This is a genomic window from Nocardioides pocheonensis (genome assembly GCF_003725535.1).
Classification (GTDB): domain Bacteria; phylum Actinomycetota; class Actinomycetes; order Propionibacteriales; family Nocardioidaceae; genus Marmoricola; species Marmoricola pocheonensis.
In genome coordinates this window covers 173,989-198,448 of sequence record NZ_RJSF01000007.1, presented here as the reverse complement: position 1 = coordinate 198,448, position 24,460 = coordinate 173,989, and the positions used below count along the sequence as shown (strand labels likewise).

The 24,460-nt window shown below is 72.6% G+C and carries 26 protein-coding genes; 17 read left to right on the top strand and 9 right to left on the bottom strand.

The window, feature by feature from the left end:
* The first annotated feature begins 15 nt into the window (after nt 1–15).
* A complete protein-coding gene (locus tag EFL26_RS04130) occupies nt 16–912 on the top strand; it encodes an oxygenase MpaB family protein (RefSeq protein ID WP_245999999.1) in 897 nt (298 codons plus the stop codon).
* Here the strand turns inward: EFL26_RS04130 and EFL26_RS04125 are convergent.
* Nucleotides 901–1,764 (bottom strand): HhH-GPD family protein, encoded by an 864-nt coding sequence (locus EFL26_RS04125; RefSeq protein ID WP_183408018.1) that lies wholly within the window; start codon nt 1,762–1,764, stop codon nt 901–903. The genes EFL26_RS04130 and EFL26_RS04125 overlap by 12 nt on opposite strands.
* A gap of 72 nt (nt 1,765–1,836) precedes the next feature.
* Here EFL26_RS04125 and EFL26_RS04120 point away from each other — a divergent pair, with 72 nt between their 5' ends.
* Nucleotides 1,837–2,604, top strand: a complete 768-nt coding sequence (locus EFL26_RS04120; RefSeq protein WP_148046621.1) for a hypothetical protein — start codon at nt 1,837–1,839, stop codon at nt 2,602–2,604.
* Between the two features lie 290 nt (nt 2,605–2,894).
* Here the strand turns inward: EFL26_RS04120 and disA are convergent, their stop codons facing one another.
* Nucleotides 2,895–3,980 (bottom strand): DNA integrity scanning diadenylate cyclase DisA, encoded by a 1,086-nt coding sequence (gene disA / locus EFL26_RS04115; protein WP_123221602.1) that lies wholly within the window; start codon nt 3,978–3,980, stop codon nt 2,895–2,897.
* 74 nt (nt 3,981–4,054) lie between these two features.
* Complete coding sequence (radA, locus tag EFL26_RS04110; protein WP_123221601.1) at nt 4,055–5,455, bottom strand: DNA repair protein RadA; 1,401 nt, start codon at nt 5,453–5,455, stop codon at nt 4,055–4,057.
* A gap of 153 nt (nt 5,456–5,608) precedes the next feature.
* On the opposite strand from radA, the gene EFL26_RS04105 reads away from it, so the two are divergent.
* Nucleotides 5,609–6,700 carry a LacI family DNA-binding transcriptional regulator gene (locus EFL26_RS04105; RefSeq protein WP_123221600.1) on the top strand — a complete coding sequence of 364 codons (1,092 nt, stop codon included), beginning with the start codon at nt 5,609–5,611 and terminating at the stop codon, nt 6,698–6,700.
* Here EFL26_RS04105 and EFL26_RS04100 read toward each other — a convergent pair.
* The 3 genes from EFL26_RS04100 to EFL26_RS04090 form a co-directional block, all read right to left on the bottom strand.
* Nucleotides 6,675–7,319, bottom strand: coding sequence for a class I SAM-dependent methyltransferase (locus EFL26_RS04100; RefSeq protein ID WP_245999998.1), 645 nt, complete (start codon nt 7,317–7,319; stop codon nt 6,675–6,677). The two genes, EFL26_RS04105 and EFL26_RS04100, sit on opposite strands and share 26 nt — an antisense overlap.
* Nucleotides 7,320–7,363: 44 nt before the next feature.
* Nucleotides 7,364–8,002 carry a VOC family protein gene (locus EFL26_RS04095; protein WP_123221599.1) on the bottom strand — a complete coding sequence of 213 codons (639 nt, stop codon included), beginning with the start codon at nt 8,000–8,002 and terminating at the stop codon, nt 7,364–7,366.
* A 64-nt stretch (nt 8,003–8,066) separates the two neighbouring features.
* Nucleotides 8,067–8,873: a DUF3109 family protein gene (locus EFL26_RS04090; protein WP_123221598.1), complete on the bottom strand. Its 807-nt coding sequence runs from the start codon at nt 8,871–8,873 to the stop codon at nt 8,067–8,069.
* Between the two features lie 54 nt (nt 8,874–8,927).
* Here EFL26_RS04090 and EFL26_RS04085 point away from each other — a divergent pair, with 54 nt between their 5' ends.
* From EFL26_RS04085 to EFL26_RS04030, 12 genes are all read left to right on the top strand, one after another.
* The gene (locus EFL26_RS04085) at nt 8,928–9,863 is read left to right on the top strand and encodes a Ppx/GppA family phosphatase (RefSeq protein ID WP_123221597.1); all 936 of its coding nucleotides are present in this window, start codon (nt 8,928–8,930) and stop codon (nt 9,861–9,863) included.
* Between the two features lie 5 nt (nt 9,864–9,868).
* The gene (locus tag EFL26_RS04080) at nt 9,869–10,696 is read left to right on the top strand and encodes a sugar phosphate isomerase/epimerase family protein (protein ID WP_123221596.1); all 828 of its coding nucleotides are present in this window, start codon (nt 9,869–9,871) and stop codon (nt 10,694–10,696) included.
* Nucleotides 10,693–11,280 carry a TetR/AcrR family transcriptional regulator gene (locus tag EFL26_RS04075; RefSeq protein WP_123221595.1) on the top strand — a complete coding sequence of 196 codons (588 nt, stop codon included), beginning with the start codon at nt 10,693–10,695 and terminating at the stop codon, nt 11,278–11,280. Before EFL26_RS04080 ends, EFL26_RS04075 begins: the two co-directional genes overlap by 4 nt.
* Before the next feature lie 51 nt (nt 11,281–11,331).
* Entirely contained in the window at nt 11,332–12,048 is a 717-nt protein-coding gene (locus EFL26_RS04070) for an ABC transporter ATP-binding protein (RefSeq protein ID WP_123221594.1), read from the top strand.
* Nucleotides 12,045–12,779: an ABC transporter permease gene (locus EFL26_RS04065; protein WP_123221593.1), complete on the top strand. Its 735-nt coding sequence runs from the start codon at nt 12,045–12,047 to the stop codon at nt 12,777–12,779. The genes EFL26_RS04070 and EFL26_RS04065 overlap by 4 nt, the downstream gene beginning before the upstream one ends.
* A gap of 306 nt (nt 12,780–13,085) precedes the next feature.
* Nucleotides 13,086–14,018, top strand: coding sequence for a proline dehydrogenase family protein (locus tag EFL26_RS04060; RefSeq protein WP_425464097.1), 933 nt, complete (start codon nt 13,086–13,088; stop codon nt 14,016–14,018).
* A 38-nt stretch (nt 14,019–14,056) separates the two neighbouring features.
* Nucleotides 14,057–14,857, top strand: a complete 801-nt coding sequence (gene proC / locus EFL26_RS04055) for a pyrroline-5-carboxylate reductase (RefSeq protein WP_123221592.1) — start codon at nt 14,057–14,059, stop codon at nt 14,855–14,857.
* A 2-nt stretch (nt 14,858–14,859) separates the two neighbouring features.
* Nucleotides 14,860–16,059 (top strand): acetoin utilization protein AcuC, encoded by a 1,200-nt coding sequence (locus EFL26_RS04050; protein ID WP_245999997.1) that lies wholly within the window; start codon nt 14,860–14,862, stop codon nt 16,057–16,059.
* A 198-nt stretch (nt 16,060–16,257) separates the two neighbouring features.
* Nucleotides 16,258–16,431 carry a helix-turn-helix domain-containing protein gene (locus EFL26_RS04045; RefSeq protein WP_425464096.1) on the top strand — a complete coding sequence of 58 codons (174 nt, stop codon included), beginning with the start codon at nt 16,258–16,260 and terminating at the stop codon, nt 16,429–16,431.
* A gap of 136 nt (nt 16,432–16,567) precedes the next feature.
* Nucleotides 16,568–16,669, top strand: a complete 102-nt coding sequence (locus EFL26_RS04040) for a 30S ribosomal protein bS22 (RefSeq protein WP_081683056.1) — start codon at nt 16,568–16,570, stop codon at nt 16,667–16,669.
* A gap of 51 nt (nt 16,670–16,720) precedes the next feature.
* Nucleotides 16,721–17,803 carry an NAD-dependent epimerase/dehydratase family protein gene (locus EFL26_RS04035; protein WP_123221590.1) on the top strand — a complete coding sequence of 361 codons (1,083 nt, stop codon included), beginning with the start codon at nt 16,721–16,723 and terminating at the stop codon, nt 17,801–17,803.
* Nucleotides 17,796–18,986: a lysophospholipid acyltransferase family protein gene (locus EFL26_RS04030; protein WP_123221589.1), complete on the top strand. Its 1,191-nt coding sequence runs from the start codon at nt 17,796–17,798 to the stop codon at nt 18,984–18,986. The genes EFL26_RS04035 and EFL26_RS04030 overlap by 8 nt, the downstream gene beginning before the upstream one ends.
* 135 nt (nt 18,987–19,121) lie before the next feature.
* Here the strand turns inward: EFL26_RS04030 and EFL26_RS04025 are convergent, their stop codons facing one another.
* From EFL26_RS04025 to EFL26_RS04015, 3 genes are all read right to left on the bottom strand, one after another.
* On the bottom strand, nt 19,122–20,276 hold the full coding sequence (locus tag EFL26_RS04025) for a DUF5667 domain-containing protein (protein WP_123221588.1): 1,155 nt from the start codon (nt 20,274–20,276) through the stop codon (nt 19,122–19,124).
* A gap of 124 nt (nt 20,277–20,400) precedes the next feature.
* Entirely contained in the window at nt 20,401–21,249 is an 849-nt protein-coding gene (locus EFL26_RS04020; RefSeq protein ID WP_245999996.1) for a sigma-70 family RNA polymerase sigma factor, read from the bottom strand.
* Between the two features lie 160 nt (nt 21,250–21,409).
* Complete coding sequence (locus EFL26_RS04015; RefSeq protein ID WP_123221587.1) at nt 21,410–22,297, bottom strand: HAD family hydrolase; 888 nt, start codon at nt 22,295–22,297, stop codon at nt 21,410–21,412.
* Nucleotides 22,298–22,463: 166 nt separating this feature from the next.
* On the opposite strand from EFL26_RS04015, the gene EFL26_RS04010 reads away from it, so the two are divergent.
* Together EFL26_RS04010 and EFL26_RS04005 are read left to right on the top strand one after the other, a co-directional pair.
* On the top strand, nt 22,464–24,044 hold the full coding sequence (locus EFL26_RS04010; RefSeq protein ID WP_123221586.1) for a class I adenylate-forming enzyme family protein: 1,581 nt from the start codon (nt 22,464–22,466) through the stop codon (nt 24,042–24,044).
* Nucleotides 24,045–24,057: 13 nt separating this feature from the next.
* The gene (locus tag EFL26_RS04005; RefSeq protein ID WP_123221585.1) at nt 24,058–24,312 is read left to right on the top strand and encodes a glutaredoxin family protein; all 255 of its coding nucleotides are present in this window, start codon (nt 24,058–24,060) and stop codon (nt 24,310–24,312) included.
* Nucleotides 24,313–24,460 lie beyond the last annotated feature (148 nt).

Genomic DNA, 24,460 nt, shown 5'->3' with positions numbered 1-24,460 from the left:
TGGCACGCTGGCTGCGTGAGGACCCTGGTCGCTCCGCTCGCCGCGCCGGTACGCCGGCAGCTGGCCCAGCTGCTGCGCTCCAAGGTGGCCGGCGACGACGCCGCCGCGCGCGCCCGGCAGATCTGGGGCGCACCGGGGCCGCGCTGGTTCACCCCGGCGGACCCGGTCTGGCGGGTCCACGCCGACGCCTCGATGTTCGTCGGCGGACTGCGGGCCCTCCTGCTCCAGTCGCTCCACCCGCTCGCGATGGCGGGCGTCGCCGGCCATTCCGGCTACCGCAGCGACCCGTGGGGGCGGCTCCAGAGGACCAGCCACTTCCTGGCCACCACGACCTTCGGCACCGTCGACGACGCCGAGCGCGCGATCGCGCAGGTCCGCGAGATCCACCTCCGGGTGCGGGGCAAGGCCGAGGACGGCACGGCGTACGCCGCCAGCGACCCGCACCTCCTGGACTGGGTGCACCTGGCCGAGGTCGACAGCTTCCTGAGCGCCTACCAGCTCTTCGGTCCCGAGCCGCTGAGCCCGGCGGAGGCAGACGAGTACGTCCGGCAGAGCGGCGAGGTGGCGGCACGGCTCGGCGCGACGACGCCGCCGACGACGGTCGCCGAGCTCGGCCGGCGCCTGGAGGCCTTCCGGCCCGAGCTGCGGTCCACCCGCGTCTGCCGCGACGCCGCCCGCTTCCTGCTGCTGGACCCGCCGCTGCCGCTGGCCGCCCGGCCCGGCTACGGCCTGCTCGCCGCCGGGGCGGTGGCGAGCCTGCCCGGATGGGCCCGGCGGGAGCTCCGGCTGCCGCCGCCGTTCGTCGCGTGGGACTGGCCGAGCCTGCGTCTGGGCGCGGCCGGAGCCGGGGTGGTGCGCTGGGCCATGGGCGACGCCAGCGTGGCGACCGCTCGGAGGCGCTCAGCCGGGTAGGGCGTAGCGCCCGTCGTCCCGCTCGACCACGAGCCCGTCGGCCACCAGGCCGGCCAGCGCACGCGTGCGCTGGGTCTCGTCGGACCACACCTCGTGCAGCCTCTCTGGCGCGACCGAGCCGTCCGTGTCGCGCAGCACGGCCAGCAGCCGGCCGCGGCACTGCCGGTCGGTGCCGGCGTAGGTCTGACCGCGCCGCGGCGGCCCGTCGTACGCCGGCCGCCCGGCCCGCTGCCAGGCGCACAGGTCGAGGATCGGGCAGGAGTCGCACCGCGGCCCGTTCGCCGTGCAGACGAGCGCCCCCAGCTCCATGACGGCGACAGCCCACAGCTCCGGCCGGTCGTCGGGCACGAGCCCCTCGGCGAGGTCCCGCTCCGCCCGGGTGAGCGACGCCGGCGGGAACTCTCGCGCCGAGACGGCCCGGCCCAGCACCCGGCGCACGTTGGTGTCGAGCACGGCGTGCGCCCCGCCGAAGGCGAACGACGCCACCGCCGCGGCGGTGTAGTCGCCGACGCCCGGGAGCGCAAGCAGGTCGGCGTGTCGGTCCGGCACCTGGCCGCCGTGCTGCTCGGTGATGGCGACGGCGCACGCGTGCAGCCGCAGGGCGCGCCGCGGGTAGCCCAGGCGCCCCCACGCCCGCACGGCTTCTCCGCTCGGTTCGGCCGCGAGGTCGGCCGGGGTCGGCCAGCGCTCGAGCCAGGCCTCGTAGACCGGCAGCACTCGCGACACCGGGGTCTGCTGCAGCATCAGCTCGGAGACCAGGATCGCCCACGGGCTCGTGCCCGGCCGGCGCCACGGCAGGTCGCGGGCGGACGCGGCGTACCAGTCCAGCACCGGCTCGAGCAGGGCGTTCACGCGCACACTCTAGGCAGGCATGCCCGGTGCGCCTCCCCGAGCGACGGGCGGAGATTTCCTAACGTTCAGGGCATGCGCACGGTGACCAGGCCTCGAAGACGCCTTCCCGCGCGCGTCTACTGGTTCCGGCGCTCGATGGTGCTGCTCACCGCGCTCGCCCTCGTCTTCGCGATCGGCCGGCTGCTGAACGGCTCGGGTGGCGGGTCTCCCGCGGACACCGCCCGCGTGACGGCCTCGTCGCCGTCGGCCCACGTGACCCACGGCGTGGCCGGGCCGCTGCCGATCCAGCCCACCACCACGGGAGCGACGACGCGCGCCCCGCACCCGTCACCCACCGGCACGCCCGTGGTGCTCGCGATGCCCACCGGCCCGTGCGCGCTCGACGAGATCACCGTGACGCCGACCGTGCCGGCTGCGGTGGCCGGCGGCCGGGTCGACCTGGTGCTCCAGCTCACCGGCATCAAGCCGGCCTGCACGTTCACCGTCTCCAAGGACACGATCGTCGCGAAGGTGACCTCCGGCAAGGACCGGATCTGGTCGAGCCAGGACTGTCCCGACGCGATCACGCGGGCCTCGGTGGTCGTGCGCAGCGCGGCGCCGACCGACGTCACCGTGTCGTGGAGCGGGCGCCGTTCCGACCAGCAGTGCAGCCGCGCCGCCGACTGGGCCCTCCCGGGGTACTACCACCTCACCGCCGCGGTGATCGGCTCCGAGCCGAACGACACCCAGTTCCGGCTCGCCCACCCGCCGCGCGCGGTGATCACCAAGACCGCGCACCCGCGCACGAAGAAGGGCACCGGGACCGTCTGCGGCGGCGACAACGCGGCGACGAGCTGCTGACCACCGCTGGTCGAGCCTGCCGAAACCACGTCGTGCCGCCCGCTCACCGATGGTTGAGGTGCGAGCGCCTGTGAGCCTCGAAACCACTCCTCGGGGTCCCGCCCATCGATGGTTGAGGTGCGAGCGCCAGCGAGCCTCGAAACCAGGACCGGGTCCCGAACTCCTGCGCCGGAAGGCGACCGGGGTTTCGAGCCGCCGTTCGTCCGCGCTCGCAGGCTCGGGCGGACGAGGCTCCCTCAACCTCCTCGCGTCACGACCCTGCTCGTTCCTCGCAGGGTCGTGACTCGGACTCAGACGTACCGCTCGAGGATGCTGGACTCCGCCAGCCGGGACAGGCCCTCGCGGACGCTCCGGGCGCGCAGCTCACCGACGCCCTCGACGATCTGGAGCTCCTCGACGCCGGCCGACAGCAGCTTCTGCAGGCTGTCGAACTGGTCGATGAGGCCGTCCACGACCGTGCTGGGCAGCCGCGGCACCTTGGCGAGCAGCCGGTAGCCGCGGGGCGTCACCGCGCCCTCCAGGTGCTCGCCCTGACGCAGGCCGAGGGCCTTGGCCACCATCGAGATGTCGACCAGGTCGGTGGGGGACAGCGTCTCCAGGTCGGCCAGCACCTGCTCGGGCGTCCGCTTGCGCCGACCGCTCGGGAGGTAGTCGCGGACCACGAGCTGGCGCTCGGCGTCCACGCCCGTGATCAGCTCCTCGAGCTGCAGGGAGAGCAGGCGCCCGTCGGTGCCCAGCTCGAGCACGTAGTCCTCGATCTCGCGGGCGATGCGGGTGACCATCTCCAGCCGCTGCGCGACCACGGCGACGTCACGGACCGTGACCAGGTCCTCGATCTCGAGCGCGGACAGGGTGCTGGACACCTCGTCGAGGCGCAGCTTGTAGCGCTCGAGGGTCGCCAGGGCCTGGTTCGCGCGGGAGAGGATCGAGCCGGAGTCCTCCAGGACGTACCGGGTCTCGCCGACGTACGCCGCGATGATCTGCATCGACTGCGACACCGAGATCACGGGGAAGCCGGTCTGCTTCGCCACCCGGTCGGCGGTCCGGTGCCGTGTGCCGGTCTCCTCGCTGGGGATCGTGTGGTCGGGCATCAGGTGGACGTTGGCGCGGTGGATGCGGGACACGTCCTGGTCGAGGATGATCGCGCCGTCCATCTTGGCCAGCTCGCGCAGGCCCGTGGCCGTGAACGGCACGTCGAGGGTGAAGCCGCCGGTCGAGATGGTGTCCACCACCCGGTCGTGGCCCAGCACGATGAGGGCGCCGGTGCGGCCGCGCAGGATCCGCTCCAGGCCGTCGCGCAGGGACGTGCCCGGCGCGATGCTGGCAAGGGTGGCGCGCAGGGCCTCGGCCTCGTGCGCGTCATCGGCGGCTACCACGCGCCTGAGTCTAGGGGAGCGGTCGGCGGGGCCCGACCGACTTTGGTATCCCGGGCGACCGACCCGGGGATGCCCTACGGCGCCTCGCGCCGGGCTTCGTCGTCGGTCATGCCGAGGATCTCCAGGGCGCGCCCCACGTTGTCGACGTCCACGACGCGCAGGCCGTCCATGATCCGGCTGTGGCCGACGGTCTGGGGCGACTGCGCCGGCACGGCCGCCGCCCGGAAGCCCATCCGGCCGGCCTCGGCCAGCCGCACGCCCAGGTCGCGCACCCGGCGCAGCTCCCCGGAGAGGCCGAGCTCGCCGATCGCCACCACCTGGCGGCCGAGCGGCTCGCCGCGGTGGGCCGAGACGATCGCGAGGGCGATCGCGAGGTCGTTGCTCGGCTCCGTCAGCCGGGCGCCCCCGACGCTGGAGACGAAGACGTCGTGCTGGTGGAGCCGGATGCCGGCGTGCTGCTGGAGGATCGCCAGGATCATCGCCACCCGCGCCGGGTCGACCCCGGACGTCGTGCGGCGAGGCCGCTCGGACGAGGTGTGGGTGACCAGGGCCTGAACCTCGCTCAGCAGCGGGCGCCGCCCCTCGAGCGCGACCGCGACGCAGGTGCCGGCGACCGGCCCGTGGCGCGCGTCGAGGAAGAGGCCGGTCGGGTCGGTGATCGCGACGATGCCCTCGGCGGACAGGTCGAAGCAGCCGACCTCGTCGACCGGCCCGAACCGGTTCTTCACCGCGCGCACCATGCGCAGCCGGGAGGACCGCTCGCCCTCGAAGTGCAGGACGACGTCGACGAGGTGCTCGAGCACCCGCGGGCCGGCGATCGAGCCGTCCTTGGTGACATGGCCGACGAGGACCAGCGTGATGTTGCGGAGCTTGGCCATCCGGATCAGCGCCGCGGCCACCTCCTTGACCTGCGTGACGCCCCCCGGCACGCCGTCGACGTCCCCGGCGCTGATCGTCTGGATGGAGTCGACCACCAGCAGGGCCGGCCGGGTCGCCTCCACGTGGCCGAGCACGGCGCCCAGGTCGGTCTCGGCGGCGAGGTAGAGCTCGTCCTGGATGCCGCCGGTGCGGTCGGCGCGGAGCCGGACCTGGGCCGCGGACTCCTCGCCGGTGACGTAGAGGACCCGGTGGCGGTAGCGGGCGGTCTGCGCGGCCACCTCGAGCAGCAGCGTCGACTTGCCGACCCCGGGCTCGCCGGCGAGCAGGATCGCCGCGCCGGGCACCAGCCCGCCACCGAGGACCCGGTCGAGCTCGGGGACGCCGCTCGTGCGCGCCTGGGAGTCCTCGATCGGGATCTCGCCGATCGGCAGCGCCGGCGTGGTGACCGGACCGGCCTGCGCCCGGCTGCGGGGTGCCGATCGCTCCACCACGGTGCCCCACGCCTGGCACTCGCCGCAGCGTCCGACCCACTTCGTGGTCTCCCAGCCGCACTCGTTGCACTGGTACGCCGCCGCCGCGGGCCTGCTCTTCGCCATGGTTCGAACATATGTGCCCACGCCGACAACTTCGCCGAGCCACGCGCACGGGAGCATCTTCCCTATGATTTGATCGATCCACTGATCGTCCGGGCCACCCGGACCGCGGTCGAGACAACGGGCGCACGGCATCCGTCAGGGGAGGAGGTGGCGATGAGCCCGATCCGTCGGCTCACCGATCAGTACCCGACGCTCGCGACGGTCGCCGAGCGCGCGGGCGTCTCCCGCCAGACGGTCTCCAACGCCCTCAACAACCCCGAGCTGCTGCGCGAGGACACCCTCCAGCGCGTGCAGGCCGCGATCGACGAGCTCGGCTACACCCCGAACCGCGCCGCCCGACAGCTGCGCACCCGCTCCTCGCACATGATCGGGCTGCGCTTCGAGCCCGCGCAGGAGGGCACCAGCAACGCGCTGATGGACCGGTTCGTGCACACCCTCGTCGAGACCACCGCGGAGACCGGGCACCACATCCTGCTGTTCTCCGGCGCCGCCGACGACCCGCTCGACGGCTACGACGAGCTGCTGCGCGCCACCGCCGTCGACGCCTTCGTGATCACCGACACCTACACCGGCACCGCGGAGACCGAGCTCCTGCGGCGCGTGGGGGCGCCGTTCGTGACCTTCGGCCGGCCCTGGGACGACCCGGACGCCGCGCACCCCTGGGTCGACGTCGACGGCGCCCGCGGTGCCTGCCTGGCCACCGAGCACCTCGTCTCGGTCGGCCACCGCCGGATCGCGTGGCTGGGCTGGGAGGAGACCTCCCGCATCGGCGAGGACCGACGCTCGGGCTGGGAGCAGTCGATGGCCGACCACGGGTTCGACACCCGCGGGCTCGGCGTACGCACCACCGACAACGTCGACGCCGCCCGCATGGAGGCGCACAAGCTGCTCGAGGACCGCACCGTCACCGGCTTCTGCTGCGCCAGCGACACCCTGGCGATCGGCGTCCTGCACGCGCTGCACGAGCGCGGCCTGCGGCCCGGCATCGACGTGGGCGTGGTCGGGTTCGACGACTCCCTGGGCGCGCACGTGACCTGGCCCGGCCTGACCTCGGTGCGTCAGCCGCTGGAGCAGGTGGCGCGCGAGCTCGTCGAGCTGGTGCACTCCGTGCTCTCGCACCGGCCCGTCGAGCCGCTCGGGCGGATGCTCGAGCCGACCCTGGTGGTGCGCCGCTCGACGGTGCCCGACGCACCTCGGCCGGGCACGATCCCCCGTGCGGCTAGTAGCGCCGCCACCAGAGGTTGACCGCGTAGTCGACCCCGGTCGCGTCGGGATGCTCGTCGAGCACCTCCTCGGCGACCGCCGTCGGCAGCTCGATCCGTACGACGGCCTCGAAGTCGTCGCGCGAGTCGAACGTCCACGCGATCTCCAGCCGCTCGCGCGACCAGCCGTGCAACGACCAGAACCGCTCGACCGCCCGCGGGTCGACCTCCGGGAAGCCGCGCCGGAACCAGCCGCCGAAGGTCGAGCGCTCCGGGTCGTTGTCGATCACGAAGGCGGCACCGCCCCGGCGTACCACCCGGTCGAGCTCGGCGAGCCCGGGCTCGCAGCCCGGGCCGAAGAAGTAGGCCCACCGGGCGTGCACCACGTCGACCGATGCGTCCGGCAGCGGCAGCCGCCCGGCCGTGCCCGCGTGGACGCTGACCGAAGGGAGACGCCGGACCCGGCGCCGGGCGATCGCGACCAGGGCGTCGTTCGGCTCCACCCCGACCACGGAGCGGGCGGTCTCGGCGAAGTGGGGCAGGTGGAAGCCGGTCCCGCAGCCCACGTCGAGCACGTCGCGACCGGCCCAGTCGGCCCTGCTCCGCATCGCGTCCCAGAGCACGCCGGCCCGGTCGACCCCGCGGTTCTCGATCTCGTACACCGCGGGGTTGCCCCATATGTTCGGGCTGGGTCTGACGTCTGGATTCAGATCCGGACCAGGCCCTGTGCGGTCTGGAAGGTCACCGCGACGATGCCGGGGGTGCCGTTCGGTGCCACCCACTCGACCTTGACGTCCTCGAGCGGCTGCTCGACCGGCTGGCCCAGCCAGTCCGAGACGCGCGCCGGGTCGCCTGCGATCTCCAGCGACTCCAGCGAGATCCGGCCGGACGCGCCTGCCGACGGATGGTCGGCCGGGTCGCCCTGCCACTGCACGAAGAACGGCAGCTGCGGGTCGGCCTGCAGGCCCTTGACGCCGAGCTGCTTCCAGAGCAGCTCGTGCCCGTCGGGGCGGTGCCGGTTGCCGTTGACCGCGCTGCGGCCGAGGCGCTCCTCGAGCGGCGCGATGTCGTCGACGGCGATCACCCAGCCGAGCCAGCCGCCGCCGTCGGCGGAGCGGGCGCGCACGGCCTGGCCGAACGGTGCCTTGTCCGAGGCCGGGTGGTCGAGGACCTCGACCAGCTCCAGGTAGGTGCGATCCGTGAGCGGGAGGATCCGGTTGCGGGTGCCGAAGCGGGGGTGCACACCACCGTCCTGGAATTCCTCACCGAGGAGCTCCGAGAGACGCGCTGCGGTGCCGGCGAGTCCCCCTGGGCCGGCGGCGAAGACGATGTGGTCGAGGCGCATGGTTGATTCTCACTCGGGCGTCGGAGACCTCTGACACCGGGGTCCCGATCTGCTCAGGCTCTCCTCAGGAAGAGCGCGACGACGCCTGCTCCGTCGCCGGGTGCAGGGCCAGTGCCGACCGCGAGCGGAGGTGCCGCTCGCAGGCGGCCGCCAGGACGTCGTACGCCGCCTGCCCCATCAGCGTGATCAGCTCGGTCGCGCTGGACAGGTAGACCGGCTCGGCGCCGACGTGGGCCTCGGTGTTGCCCGAGCAGTACCAGTCGAGGTCGTGGCCACCAGGACCCCAGCCGCTGCGCTCGTACTCGCCGATGCTGATCTCCTGGTACGACGTGCCGTCGGGTCGCTCGACGTCGCGGAACGTCCGCCGGATCGGCAGCTGCCAGCAGACGTCCGGCTTGGTCTCGACGAAGTGCACGCCCTCGCGCAGGGCCAGGCCGTGCAGCGCGCAGCCGTAGCCGCCGGCGAACCCGCGGCTGTTGTGGAAGATGCAGGCCTCGCCCTCGTCCGAGCCGTCGGGGGTGATCGGGACCGTGCGGGTCTTGCGCTCGCCGTCCTCGATCTCGACCCACCGCTTGCGGGACAGCCGGCCCTTGGCGTTCATCGCCAGGTGGCGCTTCTCCCACACCTCGTCGTCGAGCCGCTCGACCCACGCGGCGACCCGCTCCTCGTCGTCGCGGTCGGAGAAGTGCGCGCCGAGCGCGCAGCAGCCGGCATCCGGTGACGTCGCGTAGATGCCCTGGCAGCCGTTGCCGAAGATGCAGGTCCAGCTCGACGTCAGCCAGGTGAGGTCGCAGCGGAAGACCTGACCGGCGTCGGCCGGGTCGACGAACTCGAGCCAGGCACGCGGGAACACGGGGTCGACTTCGGGCACCCACGAACCCTACGCGGCAGAGGGAACCGATGCCCGCGGCGGTAGCCTCGGGACATGCGCCTGGGCGTCCTGGACATCGGCTCCAACACGGGTCACCTGCTCGTGGTCGACGCCCACGGCGGGGCCGCGCCGATGCCCGCGTCGTCGTACAAGGAGCCGCTGCGCCTGGCCGAGCACCTCGACCCCGAGGGCGCCGTGACCCCGGCCGGCGTGAGTGCCCTGACCGAGTTCGTCGGCGACGCGCTCGCGCTGGCCGAGGACAAGGGCTGCGAGGAGATCTACGCGTTCGCCACCTCGGCGGTGCGCGAGTCGAGCAACGCCGACGCCGTCCTGGAGCACGTGCACGAGCACACCGGTGCGCGCATCGCGGTGCTCGCCGGCGAGGACGAGGCCCGGCTGACCTTCCTCGCCGTACGCCGCTGGTTCGGCTGGTCCTCGGGTCGCCTGGGCGTCTTCGACATCGGCGGCGGCTCGCTCGAGGTCGCCGCCGGCGCGGAGGAGGCACCCGACGTCGCCTGGTCGCTGCCGCTCGGTGCCGCGCGCCTGGCCCGTACACACTTCGCGACGGGCCGTCCCGACGACGAGCAGCTCCGTGCACTGCGGCGCTCGATCCGGGCCGACATCGCCCGCGACGCCGGGAGCCTGCTGCGCAGCGGCCCGCTCGACCACGCGGTCGCGACGTCGAAGACGTTCCGCTCGCTGGCCCGCATCTGCGGAGCAGCGCCCTCGAGCGAGGGCCTCTTCGTCCGCCGGATGCTCCCGGCGAGCGCGCTGGAGAGCTGGATCCCCAAGCTGCTGGAGATGACGCGCGCCGAGATCGCCCAGCTGCCCGGGGTCTCCCAGGACCGAGCGCACCAGGTGGTCGCCGGGGCGTTCGTCGCGACCGCGGTGATGGACATCTTCGACCTCGCGGAGCTCGAGATCTGCCCCTGGGCACTGCGTGAGGGCGTCATCCTCGAGCGGCTCGACAAGCTCAGCGTGCTGGGTTGAGCGGGATGGGCCCGACGTTCGCGCTCTCGACCGCCTCGGTCTATCCCGAGTCGGTCGCGCACGGCTTCGAGTACGCCGCCCGCCTCGGCTACGACGCGGTCGAGGTGATGGTGAGCATCGACGCGATCAGCCAGGACGTCGACAAGGTGCGCCGGCTGCGCGACTACCACGAGGTGCCGGTGTGCGCGGTCCACGCGCCGTGCCTGCTGATCACGCAGCGGGTCTGGGGCACCGATCCCTGGGTGAAGCTCGAGATGAGCGCCGAGATGGCCCACGAGCTGGACGCCGACGTCGTCGTGGTGCACCCTCCCTTCCGCTGGCAGCGCGAGTACGCCGCGGGCTTCGTCGAGGGGATCGCCCGGCTCGAGGAGCAGACCGGGCTGGCGTTCGCCGTCGAGAACATGTACCCGTGGCGCGCCACCTCGCGCCGCGCGATGGACGTCTACCAGCCGCACTGGGACCCCAGCCGCGAGGACTACGCGAACACCACCATCGACCTCTCGCACGCCGCCACGGCGCAGAGCGACCCCCTGGAGATGGCCCGTCGGCTGGGCTCGAGGCTGCGCCACATCCACATGACCGACGGCAGTGGCTCGGCCAAGGACGAGCACCTGGTGCCCGGCCGGGGCACGCAGCCGTGCGGGGAGTTCCTCGAGCACCTGGCCGAGGCGGGCTTCGAGGGCCACATCGTCGCCGAGATCAACACCCGCAAGGCCGGCACGCGCGCGGCCCGGGAGGCCGACCTGCTGGCCACGCTGGCGTTCAGCCAGCTGCACTTCGCGCGCACGCGCGAGGCGTCCGCCGAGGGCGGCAGCCAGACGGGGTCGTCGTGACGGTCTCGCGGGGCCGGCGCCCGGGCTCCCCGGACACCAGGGCGGCGATCCTCGACGCCGCCCGCACGCTGTTCGCCTCGGGCGGCTTCTCCGGGACCTCCGTGCGGGCGGTGGCCGCCAAGGCGGGCGTCGACCCGGCGCTGGTGCACCACTACTTCGGCACGAAGGACGACCTGTTCGTCGCGGCCCTGGCGCTGCCGGTCGACCCGCGCGAGGTGCTCGCCTCGGTCGCCGCGGAGGGCCCGGACGGCGCGGCGGAGCGCCTGCTGCGCGTGTTCCTGTCGGTGTGGGACGACCCGGAGCTCCAGCTGCCGCTGCTCGGCCTCGCCCGTACCCTGCTCGACCCGTCCGGCAAGCAGCTGCTCCGCGACGGCTTCCTGAAGGTCGTGATCGGACCGATCGGGGTGGCGCTCGGCATCGACGAGCCCGAGCGACGGATGCCCGTGGTGGCCAGCCAGGTCCTCGGCCTGATCCTGATGCGGTACCTGCTCGAGGTGGAGCCGGTGGCCTCGATGCCGGCCGACGAGGTGGTCGGCATCTACGCGCCGACGATCCAGCGGTACCTGACCGGCGACCTGTCCTGACCGGACCTCCGACCCTTGTGCGGGCCGCCCGGCCGGCGTACATTTCAGCAGATGGTGAAATCAGGGGTCGAGGTCAGCGGGCTGCGCGTCGTACGCGGTGGCCAGGAGGTGCTGCGCGACCTGACCTTCTCCGTCGTCCCGGGTGAGGTCACCGGCCTGCTCGGACCCTCCGGCTGCGGCAAGACCACGCTGATGCGCGCGATCGTCGGCGTCCAGCGGATCACCGCCGGCGCGGTGACGGTGTTCGGCGAGCCCGCCGGAGCCGCCGCGCTGCGGCCCCGGATCGGCTACGTCACCCAGGCGCCCAGCGTGTACGACGACCTGACCGTGGCCGAGAACCTCTCCTTCTTCGCCTCCGTGCTCGGTGTCGGCCAGGACCGCGTCGATGCATGCGTGCGGGTCGTCGACCTGGCCGCGGAGCGGGGGAAGGTCGCGTCCCGCCTGTCCGGCGGTCAGCGCTCACGCGTCTCGCTCGCGGTCGCGCTGCTCGGCGAGCCCGCCCTGATCGTGCTCGACGAGCCGACGGTCGGGCTCGACCCGGTGCTGCGTCGTGACCTCTGGGAGACCTTCCACGCACTGGCCGACGAGGGCGCCGCGGTCTTCGTGTCGAGCCATGTGATGGACGAGGCGACCCGCTGCGACCGGCTGCTGCTGATGCGGGAGGGCCGGATCATCGCCGACGACACCCCGGCCGGGCTGCTGGAGAAGACCGGGGCGGACGACATCGAGACCGCGTTCCTCGACCTCGTGGAGCAGGCGGCGTCGTGAACCCGAGGATCACCGCCGCCGTCACCCGCCGGGTGCTCATCCAGCTGCGCCGCGACCGGCGTACGTCGGTGATGCTGCTGGTGCTGCCCTGCGTGATCATGGCGCTGCTGTGGTGGATGTTCCAGGACCGCCCGGGGTTCGGGTTCGCGGCGCTCGCCCCCGCGCTGCTGGCGCTGATCCCGTTCATCATCATGTTCCTGGTCACCTCGGTGACCACCCTCCGTGAACGCACCTCCGGCACGCTCGAGCGGCTGCTCGCCATGCCGATGGGCAAGGGCGACTTCCTGGTCGGCTACGCGATCGCATTCGGCCTGGTCGCGGCGGTGCAGTCGGCCCTGGCCGTGGGCCTGTCGGTGTGGTTCCTGGACCTCCAGGTCGCGGGTCCGGTCTGGATGCTGATGCTGGTCGCGGTGGTCGACGCGATCCTCGGCAGCGCACTCGGCCTGTTCGTCTCGGCGTTCGCGCGCACCGAGTTCCAGGCGGTGCAGTTCATGCCGGCGCTGGTGGTCCCGCAGATCCTGCTGTGCGGGCTGTTCATCGCGCGCGCCGACCTGCCGCCGGTGCTGCACACGATCTCCGACGCGCTGCCGCTCTCCTACGCCGTGGACGCCATGCGCAAGGTGGCCGGCGAGGCGAACCCCGCCGTCTGGGGCGACCTCGCGCTGGTCGCGGCGTTCGCCGTCGCGGGCCTCGTGCTCGGGGCGCTCACCCTGCGCCGCCAGTCGGAGTAGGTCAGCTGTTCGGCTGTCGTTCCGAGGCGTCGTGGCCGCGACCGTCCTCAGAGCTGTAGCGCGGCGTCCTTGACGCTGAGTGCCCCGCCGGCAACCCCCTCAGCGTCAAGAACCCCGCAATACAGCAGATCCGCACCCGACCGCGGAGCCCAGCCACCCGCACGCCGCCTCGTCGCTGCCTCGCAACCCGAGCAGGACGGCACCGGAGCACGCACCGGCGCGACACACCCGGATTTCGGCCCGCACCACCCTCCGGCGTAACGTGTTCAGGCGGCACGACGAGGTGCCACGTGTCCCAGGGAGACCATGTTGCTGCGTCAGTCGCTGTTGCTTCTCGCCCGGAGCGGGCGGGTCAAGGAGCTCGTCACCCGGACGCCCGTGAGCGGAGCGCTCGTCGCCCGCTACGTGCCGGGCGAGGCGACCAAGGATGCCGTCGAGGCGACCCGTGACCTGGTCGCCGACGGCCGGCTGGTCACCCTCGACTTCCTGGGCGAGGACACCCTCGACGAGGGCCAGGCCGAGGCCACCGTCGCGGCGTACCTCGAGGTCCTGGAAGCCCTGAGCCAGGAGGGGCTGGCCCGCAGCGCCGAGGTCAGCGTGAAGCTCAGTGCGATCGGTCAGGCGCTGCCGGAGATCGGGGCGAAGCTCAGCCTCGAGAACGCCCGCCGGATCTGCCGCGCGGCCCGCAACGTCGGCACCACGGTCACCCTGGACATGGAGGACCACACCACCACCGACCAGACGCTCGCGACGCTGCGTGAGCTGCGCAAGGACTTCCCCGAGACCGGCGCGGTGCTGCAGGCCTACCTGCACCGCACCGAGGACGACTGCCGGGCGCTCGCCTACGAGGGTTCCCGGGTGCGGCTGTGCAAGGGCGCCTACAAGGAGCCGGCGACGGTCGCGTTCCAGGACCGCCACGAGGTCGACAAGTCGTACGTCCGCTGCCTGAAGGTCCTGATGGCCGGCCAGGGCTACCCGATGGTGGCCACCCACGACCCGCGGATGATCCGGATCGCGGGCGCCTTCGCCACCCGCTTCGACCGGGCGCCGGGCACCTACGAGTACCAGATGCTCTTCGGCATCCGTCCCGACGAGCAGCGGCGCCTGGCCGCCGTGGGCGAGCGGATGCGGGTGTACGTCCCGTACGGTCAGGAGTGGTACGGCTACCTGATGAGAAGGCTCGCCGAGCGCCCGTCGAACCTGACATTCTTCTTGCGTTCGCTGCTGTCCCAGAAGTAGGCGCAAGCAGTCCACGGCGCACGACCCAGGAGGGGCGCATGACGGTCGCCATCATCGGTGCCGGAGTGATGGGGGAGACCCTGCTCTCCGGGCTGATCCGCGGCGGCCGCGACGTCGCCGAGCTGATGGTGGGCGAGAAGCGCCCCGAGCGCGCCGCCGAGCTGCGGGAGAAGTACGGCGTCACCGTGGTCGCCAACACCGAGGCCGCGCAGGCGCAGACCGTGGTCCTGGTCGTGAAGCCGCAGGACATGGCCGACGTGCTCACCGAGATCGGGCCCGTGCTGAGGCCCGGCCAGCTGGTGGTCTCGCTGGCCGCCGGCATCACCACGCGGGCGATCGAGAAGCACATCCCCGACGGGGTCGCCGTCGTGCGGGTCATGCCGAACACCCCGGCCCTCGTCGACGAGGGCATGGCCGCGATCTCGCCCGGGTCGCACTGCGACGACGAGCACCTCGCCGTGGCGGAGGCGCTCCTCTCCGCGACCGGCCGCGTCGTGCGCGTGCCCGAGAAGCAGCAGGACGCGGTCACCGCGATCTCGGGCTCCGGCCCGGCGTACCTCTTCTTCGTGGTCGAGGCGATGATCGAGGCGGGCGTCCACCTCGGCCTCCCGCGCACGACCGCCACCGAGCTGGTCGTGCAGACCGTGGTGGGGTCCGCGAAGCTGCTCCGCGAGACCGGCACCCACCCGACCGTGCTGCGCGAGCAGGTCACCTCGCCGGGCGGGACCACCGCGGCGGCGATCCGTGAGCTCGAGGACCACAAGGTGCGGGCCGCGTTCATCACGGCCATGGAGGCGGCGCGTGACCGCTCGGTCTCCCTGGCGGAGGGCATGGACTGACCGTGCCCGTCTCCGGCTGTGGCCCGACCTGCGTGGTCTTCGACGAGACGCTGACCGCCTACGACTTCGGCCCGGCGCACCCGATGAACCCCGTGCGCGTCGACCTCACCATGCGCCTCGCCCGCGACCTGGGCGTCGTCGGCGACTCGGGCAGCGGCCTGGTCGCCGTGCCCGCGCCCGACGCCACCGACGACGACCTGCTGGTGGTGCACGACCCGGCGCTGATCGAGGCGGTACGCCGCAGCAGTGCCGATCCCGCGCGCACCGACCCCCGCCACGGGCTCGGCACCGACGACAACCCGACGTTCTCCCACATGCACGAGGCGGCGCGCCACGTGGTCGGGGCGAGCGTCGAGGCCGCGCGCCGGGTCTGGCAGGGCGAGGCGGTCCACGCCGCCAACATCGCCGGCGGCCTGCACCACGCCATGCCCGACCACGCGAGCGGCTTCTGCGTCTACAACGACGTCGCGGTCGCGATCCGCTGGCTGCTCGACCACGGCGCCAAGAAGGTCGCGTACGTCGACGTGGACGTGCACCACGGCGACGGCGTGCAGCAGATCTTCTACGACGACCCGCGGGTGCTGACCATCTCGTTGCACGAGACCGGGCAGATGCTGTTCCCGGGCACCGGGTTCCCCGCGGAGACGGGCGGCCCGAACGCGATCGGCACGTCGGTGAACGTCGCGCTGCCCCCCGGCACGGCCGACGCCGGCTGGCTGCGGGCGTTCCACGCGGTCGTCCCGCCGCTGGTGCGGGCGTTCGAGCCGGAGATCCTGGTGACCCAGCAGGGCTGCGACTCGCACCGGGACGACCCCCTCGCGCACCTGATGCTCACCGTCGACGGCCAGCGCGCCAGCTACCTCGCCCTGCACGACCTCGCGCACGAGGTGTGCGGTGGCCGCTGGCTGGCGGTCGGCGGGGGCGGCTACGCGGTGGTCGACGTCGTGCCGCGGTCCTGGACGCACCTGCTCGCGGTGGTCGGCGGTGCTCCGCTCGACCCCGGCACGGAGACCCCGCCGGCCTGGCGCGACCACGTCATGGAGTCGCTCGGGCGGGTCGCGCCGGGGCGGATGGGCGACGGCCGGGAGCCGGCGTACCGCGACTGGTCGGGGGGCTACGACCCGAACACCTGGCTCGACCGGGCGGTCCACGAGACCCGCGCGGCGGTCTTCCCGGAGCACGGGCTCGACCCGCTTCCCTGACCGCCGCTGATTTTCGGCCCCGGACGGGCAATTTCGGTTCTCACAAGTATCGTGAGTCAATCCCTTCCCCACGAGTAACAGATGGCTCTATCCTCGCTTGAACGGGCGCGCGTGAACTCCGGTGGGGAAGCCGGAGAGCGAGCTCACCAGAAAGTGCGGTGCGAGATGGGTTCGAACCTGTCCGGAGACATTTCCGAAGTGAAGTTCCTGACGATCGCCGAGGTTGCCTCGGTGATGCGCGTCTCGAAGATGACGGTCTACCGTCTGGTGCACGGCGGCGAGCTGCCTGCCGTGCGCGTTGGGCGCTCGTTTCGGGTGAGCGAAGAAGACGTCAACGAGTACCTGCGGAAGAGCTTCTTCCAGACCGGCTGAGCCCGCATCGCCTCCACTGCGATCACCGCCTGTGTCGATCGCGTCACTCCGATTCGTTGCCAGGGATTCCTGCGGATAGTCTTGTGCCTTCCGACGGAGCCCAACGGACGGCTCCGCGTGCATGAAAAGGGCATCCGTGGGTTCTGTCATCAAGAAGCGTCGCAAGCGCATGGCGAAGAAGAAGCACCGCAAGCTGCTGAAGAAGACGCGCGTGCAGCGGCGTCGTCTGGGCAAGTAGGCCCGGGCAGCAGCGCGGGCGGGTAGAGACGCAATCGGGGGGAGAGCTCCTGTGGGTCGTGTCGTGCTGGTCACCGGGGTCGCTCGCGACCTCGGCCGCCGGTTCGCCCGGCAGCTCGCGGCCGCGCCTGGCGTGGACCGCGTGATCGGCGTGGACATCTCCCCGCCCCGAGGCGACCTCGGGGCGGTGTCGTTCGCGCGCGCCGACATCCGCAACCCCGTGATCGCGAAGGTGATCATGCGGGAGCAGGTCGACACCGTCGTGCACATGAGCGTGCTGCCGCCGGCCAGCGCCGGCGGCCGCGTGACCGCCAAGGAGCTCAACGTCATCGGCACGATGCAGCTGCTCGCGGCGTGCCAGCAGTCGCCCGACCTCGAGCACTTCGTGCTGAAGTCCAGCACCGCGGTCTACGGCTCGTCGAGCCGCGACCCCGCCATGTTCTCCGAGGACATGGACGCGCGGCGGATCGGCGCGGTGGGCTTCGTCAAGGACCTCAACGAGGTCGAGGCCTACGTCCGTGGGTTCGCCCGCCGGCGGCCCGACGTACGGGTGACGACGCTGCGCACGGCGAGCGCGCTCGGCCCCGGCCTGAGCACACCGCTCACGGCGTACTTCAAGCTGCCGGTGATCCCCACCGTGCTCGGCTTCGACCCGCGGATGCAGTTCCTCAACGACACGGACCTGATCGACGCGGTCGAGCACGCGACGCTGCGCGACGTCGCCGGCACGTTCAACGTGGCCGGTGACGGCGTGATGATGCTGTCCCAGGCGGTCCGCAGGCTCGGCCGGCCGGCCCTGCCGATGCCCGGCTTCGCGGTGGCGACCTTCGGCCAGGCGATGCGCCAGGCGCGGCTCGCCGACTTCTCGCGCGAGCAGGTGGCCTTCCTGACCTTCGGCCGCGGCGTGGAGACCACCCGCATGCGCGAGGTGCTCGGGTTCCACCCGTCGCGGACCACCGAGCAGGCGTTCGAGGAGTTCGCCGCCTCGGTCCAGCCCGGGGTCGTCTCCGAGCGGCGGGTGCGGGCCGCCGAGACGATGCTGCTCGGCGCCCTCGGCGGCGGCCGGGAGCGGACCGCCGAGCTGACCGCCGCGGGCACGGCCCGTCCGGCAGAGGGGGTGCGCCACGATGGGTGACGCCGAGATCATCCCGATCGGCACGCGCGGCAAGCCGGGGCGGGGCACCGGGAGCGTGAAGCCCTCGAGCTCGGCCAGGAGCCTGGCCACCCGGACGGCGAAGAAGCCCGTGGCCCGGTCGGGTGACGTGCCCGAGGGCACGTCCGAGCGTCCCGTGGAGCGCCCGGAGGAGCGTCGCGGCGACGTCGCGGGCGCCCGCATGCCGGAGCCGAGGCAGCCCGCGGTCGAGCCCCCGGCCCCGACGCCCACCGAGCCCCCCACCACGCGCGACCACCGCCACCCGACCCCCGGCATCCCGGCGGTCGACTGGATGGCCGGCTTCACGAACGCCGCTGTGGAGGTCTTCGGCGACAACTGGGAGCCGCGGCTGGCGGCGTTCCTGGCCTTCCTGCGTCGCCGGCTGACCGGTGACTACACCGTCGACGAGTACGGCTTCGACGCCGAGATCACCCAGCGCTTCTTCATGACCGCGATCCGCCCGGTGGCCGAGAAGTGGTTCCGGATCGAGGTGCGCGGCACCGAGAACATCCCGGCGGACGGCGGGGCCCTCGTGGTCTCCAACCACTCCGGCACGATCCCGATCGACGGCCTGATGACCATGGTCACCGTCCACGACCACGCCCACCGGTTCCTGCGCCCGCTCGGGGCCGACCTGGTGTTCCGGCTGCCGGTGGTCAGCGAGATCGCCCGCAAGGGCGGCGTGACGCTGGCCTGCAACGAGGACGCCGAGCGGATGCTTCGCGGCGGCGAGATCGTGGGCGTCTGGCCCGAGGGCTTCAAGGGGATCGGCAAGCCCTACAGCGAGCGCTACAAGCTGCAGCGCTTCGGCCGGGGCGGCTTCGTCTCGGCGGCGATCCGCACCGGCGTACCGATCATCCCGACGTCGGTGGTCGGCGCCGAGGAGATCTACCCGCTGGTCGGCAACATCCCCTCGCTGGCCCGGCTGCTCGGCATCCCCTACATCCCGATCACGCCGTTCTTCCCGCTGCTCGGCCCGCTCGGGCTGGTCCCGCTGCCCTCGAAGTGGATCATCGAGTTCGGCGAGCCGATCCGCACCGACGTGTACGACGCCGGCGCAGCCGAGGACCCGATGCTGGTCTTCAACGTGACCGACCAGGTCCGCGAGACCATCCAGCAGACGCTCTACAGCCTGCTCATCCAGCGCCAGTCCGTCTTCGGCTGATCAAGGGCGCGTCAGCGGCCTTGATCGTCGGTGGTTGATTTCGGCAGGCTCAATCCGGCGGAGCAGCGAGCGCGGCTGAGGCACGAAGCCGCGACCGAGCGTGCCGAAACCTGGTGACGTGCGGGCGTGGGCGCGCTACGGCCCAGTCAGCAGGTTGGTGACCCCGTTGAGGGTGTTGTTGACCGTGTCGGTCACCGGGCTCAGCGCCCCACCGGTGGAGTCGTTGACGGTGCCGAGGAGATCCTCGACACCGCCGGTCACGGTCTTGACCGTGTTCTGCAGGGGCGCGGTCGGCGTCGTGGGCAGGCTGGGCACGGTCACGCTGCCCGGGAGGATCGACCCGGACGCGTCGCGCGTGGCCTGCTGCGTGGTGGCCACCGGGGTCTTCGGCGTGTTGGCCGCGATCGCGGCTGCCTTGTCGGCCAGGGCCTTCGTGGCCGCCGTCTGCTGGTCCGCGACGGCGGCTGCGGCCGCGTCGGTGATCAGGCTCTGCAGGGCCGGGGCGGAGGACAGGTTGGCGAAGTCGCTGGCACCGGTGTCCGGGCCGCAGTTGCTGCACAGGACGCGTGCCTGCTGGTCGAGGTCGCCGAGCAGGGCGACGGCCGAGGCGAAGTCCGGCTGCGTCGTCGGCGGGGCCTGACCGGCCAGGCTCTGGAGCCGGTCACGCTGGGCGAGGAGCGTGTTGCGCAGGGCCGCCAGGTCGTCGGGGTTGCCGCCGCGCTGGTAGGCGACGAAGAGCAGGTCGGCGCCGCCCGACTCGCTGCGCTTGAACGAGGTGAGCGTGTGGCTGATCCGGGACGTCGAGTCACCGGCGCCGACGAGGCCGTCGACCTCGTCCAGACGCGTGTTGGCCTGGGCGATCAGGTCGCGGCCCTTGGCGGCGTCGCTGGTGTTCAGGGAGACCTGGGCGCTCTCGATGCCGCGCTTGAGCGCGTACAGCGGGTCGCCCGGCAGGGAGTTCTCGGCGGCGGCGGCGACGCCGGCGGTGCCGCCGACGACGACGAAGGCAGCTGCAGCGGCCGCGAGGCGGCGCTGGCTGCGGCGCGGCCGGAGCGGGACGACCTCAGCCGGCACGGAGTCGACCGGCACCAGCAGCGTGTCGGCGGCGGCCATGAGCTGCGCGCGGAGGTCGGCCACGAAGTCGGGTCGGGCTGCAGGGGTGTCCTGCCTGCGGAGGAGATCCACGGTTGCGGTCAGGTCGGCGTAGCGGTCGGCCACGTCTCCCTGGGAACCGTCGACCACGCGGGCGAAGTCCTCGGCCGCTCTGCGTGCCGAGATCAGCGAGGTCATGATGGCGTTCCTGGGGTCTGGGAGGGCACGCACGCGGGGCCCGCGGGGGTGGTGCGGTCAGCCGTGCGCTCGTTCACAGTGGTCAACGAGGTGACGGCACGGGGGGTTATGCGTGAACCGGACATCATTCACGCTCCCCGGCCGGGATCAGCTTCGCGAGGTTGCGTACGCCGCGCAGCTGCAGCTGCTTCACCGCGCCGCTGCTGCGCCCGAGGATCTCCGCGGTCTCCGCGATCGAGAGTCCCTGCAGGAACCGCATGATCAGGCACTCCCGCTGCTCCGTGGGCAGCTCGCCGAGCGCACGGAGGAGAGCCTCGTTGGTCAGCGACGAGAGCACCTCGATCTCGGGACCCTCCGAGGTGGAGTCGAGGGTCTGCATGTCCTCGGTGGTCTGCTCGAGACGGGTGCGGCCGGCCTTGAAGTGGTCGGCGGTGAGGTTGCGGGCGATGGTCATCAGCCACGCCCCGAAGTCCTTGCCCTGCCAGCGGAACGAGTGCATGCTCCGCAGCGCGCGGAAGAACGTCTCAGCCGTCAGGTCCTCGGCCAGGGTCATCGAGCCGACCCGGTAGTACAGGAACCGGTAGACCGACGGCTGGTAGTGGTCGTAGAGCTGGCCGAACGCCTCCTTGTCGCCGCTGCGGGCGAGCTCGACGAGCGCGATCAGGCGGCTGGCGACGGCGGCGTCCTCCGCCGAGGAGGTGGCCAGGTCGGCGTCGCCGTGGTCGTTGCGGTGACCACCGGGCGCCGCGCCGGCAGGAGCGTCGACCTCGGAGCGGGCGCCGTCGGGTCGGCGCTGGCCGGAGACGGTCGTGGCGGCGAGCAGGATCGAGTCGCTGTGCAGCCACCACGGGGAGCCCGGCCCGGTCGCGACCACGGGGACGGGAGCGCGGAGCACGTCGGCCAGGGCGTCACGCAGCACGCTGAGGCCGCGTGCGGTTCCCCTGCCGACTCCCATGAACTCGATCTCCCTCACTGGCCCCCCGCCAGGCGCTGAGCACTCAGGATAAGGGGAGACCCGCGCGGATGGGAAACAAACGACAATACCGCGGAGGGGCCCCAGAATCCGTCATTTCGGACTCAGTACCCCGTCAGCGTCTCACTAATCGCCCCGGTATGTACTTTTTGCGCCCGGATCAGCGGAGCTTCCGCCGGATCGCCGTGCCGGCCGCCAGGCTGCCGACCGCCGCCCCGGCGACGGCGGCGGTGAACACGCCGACCCGCGCGGCGCGGCGGCCGGTGCGGTAGTCCCGGATCCGCCAGCCGTGGGCCCGGGCGTGCGCACGCAGCTTCGCGTCGGGGTTGATCGCGCAGGGATCGCCGACCATCGAGAGCATCGGCAGGTCGTTGTAGGAGTCGGAGTACGCCGAGCAGCGGGTCAGGTCCAGGCCCTCGCGGGCGGCGAGCGCGAGGATGGCCTCTCCCTTGGCCGGGCCGTGGAGCATCTCGCCGACCAGACGCCCGGTGTAGACGCCGTTGATGTGCTCCGCGACGGTGCCGAGCGCGCCCGTGAGCCCGAGTCGGCGGGCGATGATGTTCGCGATCTCGACCGGTGCCGCAGTCACCAGCCAGACCCGCTGGCCCTGGTCCAGGTGGAGCTGGGCCAGAGCCCGGGTGCCCGGCCAGATCCGGTGGGCCATCGCCTCGTCGAAGATCTCCTCCCCCAGCGACTCCAGCTCCTCCACGGTGTGGCCGGCGATGAAGGCGAGCGCGGCCGAGCGCGCCTCGGCGACGTGCTCGGGGTCCTCGACGCCGACCACGCGGAAGTAGGCCTGCTTCCACGCGGCGCCGAGGATGTCACGCGTGGTGAAGAACTTCCGGCGGTGCAGGCCCTTGGCCAGGTGGTAGATCGAGGCGCCCTGCATGACCGTGTTGTCGACGTCGAAGAAGGCCGCGGACGACAGGTCGGCCTCGACCGAGAGGCTGCTCTCCACCTCGGCCGCCGCGGCGGCCGCCTCGCCGGCCAACCGCGAGCGGCGCTTGAGGTTCACGGGCCTGCGGCTGTGGCCGGGGGAGGGCGTCACAGGGCCACCCTAGAACGCGGCACGGTCGTCGTGCCCGCCCCGACGCCGTGCGATCGTCGCTGCGCTCCTCAACAGGCTCCATCGCCTCGGCAGAGGCTTCGGCCACGGAGAAGCGTTGTGGCCGATCCTCTGCGCTCGGCTCAATCGCCTGTGGGAGACTCCCCGGATGGGGAGCAATGTCGCCGATCTCCTGGCCACCGCTGCACGCGAGGAACCCGAGCGGATCGCCCTCTCGGAGGCCGCCACCGGCCGCACCGTGACCTGGGCGGTGCTCGACGACCTCGCCAGCCGCGTCGCGCACGGTCTCTCCTCCGCCGGCATGGTCGCCGGCTACCGGGTCATCATCGCCACCACGAACCGGATCGAGTTCGTCGCCACCTACTACGGCGTCCTGCGGGCCCGCATGGTCGCCGTACCGATCAATCCGCGCAGTGCCACCGGCGAGGTGGTCCGGATGCTCGCCGACAGCGGCGCGCGGATGGTGGTGAGCGACCCGACGACCGCCGGCACCGTGCGGGCCGCGGTCGTCGGCGTGCGCGAGGCGCTGGCGGCGTCCGGCGACGCCGCGGCGAGCCCGCCGCGCGTGGTCGGCATCGACGTGGCCGTCGAGGACGGCGAGCGCAGCTGGGAGCAGCTGGTGGCCCAGACCGGCGAGCCGGTCCCGGGCGAGACCGACCCCGAGTCGCTGGCCGTGCTGCTCTACACGAGCGGCACCTCCGGGCGCCCGCGGGCCGCGATGCTCAGCCACCGCGCGCTGCTGGCCAACATCGAGCAGGCGGCCGCCGTCGACCCGCCGATGATCACCGGTCGCGACGTCGTGCTCGGCGTGCTGCCGCTGTTCCACGTCTACGGCCTCAACGCGGTGCTCGGCCAGGTCGTGCGCCAGCACGCGCGGATGGTGCTGGTCGACGGCTTCGACCCCGAGGGCTCCCTCGACATCATCGAGGACGAGGCGATCTCCGTGCTCCCGGTGGCCCCGCCGGTGTTCGCCTACTGGATGCAGGTCCCGGGCCTCGAGGAGCGGCTGGGGCCGGTCCGGACGATCCTCAGCGGCTCGGCCCCTCTGGCCGCCGACCTCACGGAGGCGTTCTCGGAGCGCACCGGCCTGGCCATCCACCAGGGCTACGGCCTCACCGAGGCGGCCCCCGTGGTCACCTCCGACCTCTGCAGCAAGAAGGCCGACCCGCGCTCGGTCGGAGCAGCCTTGCCCGGCATCGAGATCCGGCTGGCCGACGAGACCGGCCGGGCTCCCGACGAGGACGACGCGGGCGAGATCCTGATCCGGGGGGACAACCTCTTCTCCGGCTACTGGCCGGACGGCGCCGACGGTCCCGGCGAGGACGGGTGGTGGGCGACCGGGGACGTGGGCTACCTCGACGCCGACGGGGACCTGTTCCTGGTCGACCGGCTCAAGGACCTGGTGATCGTGTCGGGCTTCAACGTCTACCCCAGCGAGGTCGAGGAGGTCATCCTCGAGCTGGACGACGTGGCCCAGGCCGCCGTGATCGGCGTCGAGGACGAGATGACCGGCGAGGCCGTGGTCGCCTACGTCACCCGGGCCGGCGAGGTCGACCCCGATGCCCTCGTCGAGCGGGTGCGCGCCCACTGCGCGGCGCGGCTCGCGGGCTTCAAGCAGCCCAGCGTGGTCAACGTCGTGGACAGCCTCCCCTCGACGATCACGGGCAAGGTGCAGAAGGGCCGGCTCCGCGCCACCGAGCGCCGCCGCGCGCTGGGGCTCCTGGAATGACGAGCTTGCTGAGGTGAACGACGTCCGGGTCACCGTCTACGGCAAGCCCGGGTGCCACCTGTGCGAGGACGCCGTCGAGGTGGTCGCGCGGGTGTGCGCCGAGCTGGGCACGACGTACGCCGAGGTCGACATCACCGCCGACCCCGACCTCCAGCGCCGGTTCGGCGAGCAGATCCCGGTCACCTTCGTCGACGGTGCCCAGCACGACTTCTGGCGGGTCGACGAGCGCCGGCTCCGCGCCGCGCTGGGTCGCGCACCCGGCGGCTGACCCCGGCGTACCCGACCCCGGCGGGTGGCGAATGTCTCACCTGTGGTAGCCCGCTCCGGGTGAGGCGCCGGTCACGGTGCGGACTCGGTTTGTTCCCACGTTCACAAACTCTTATGGTGAATCCGCTGCACGCTTGCGAGACGGGCCC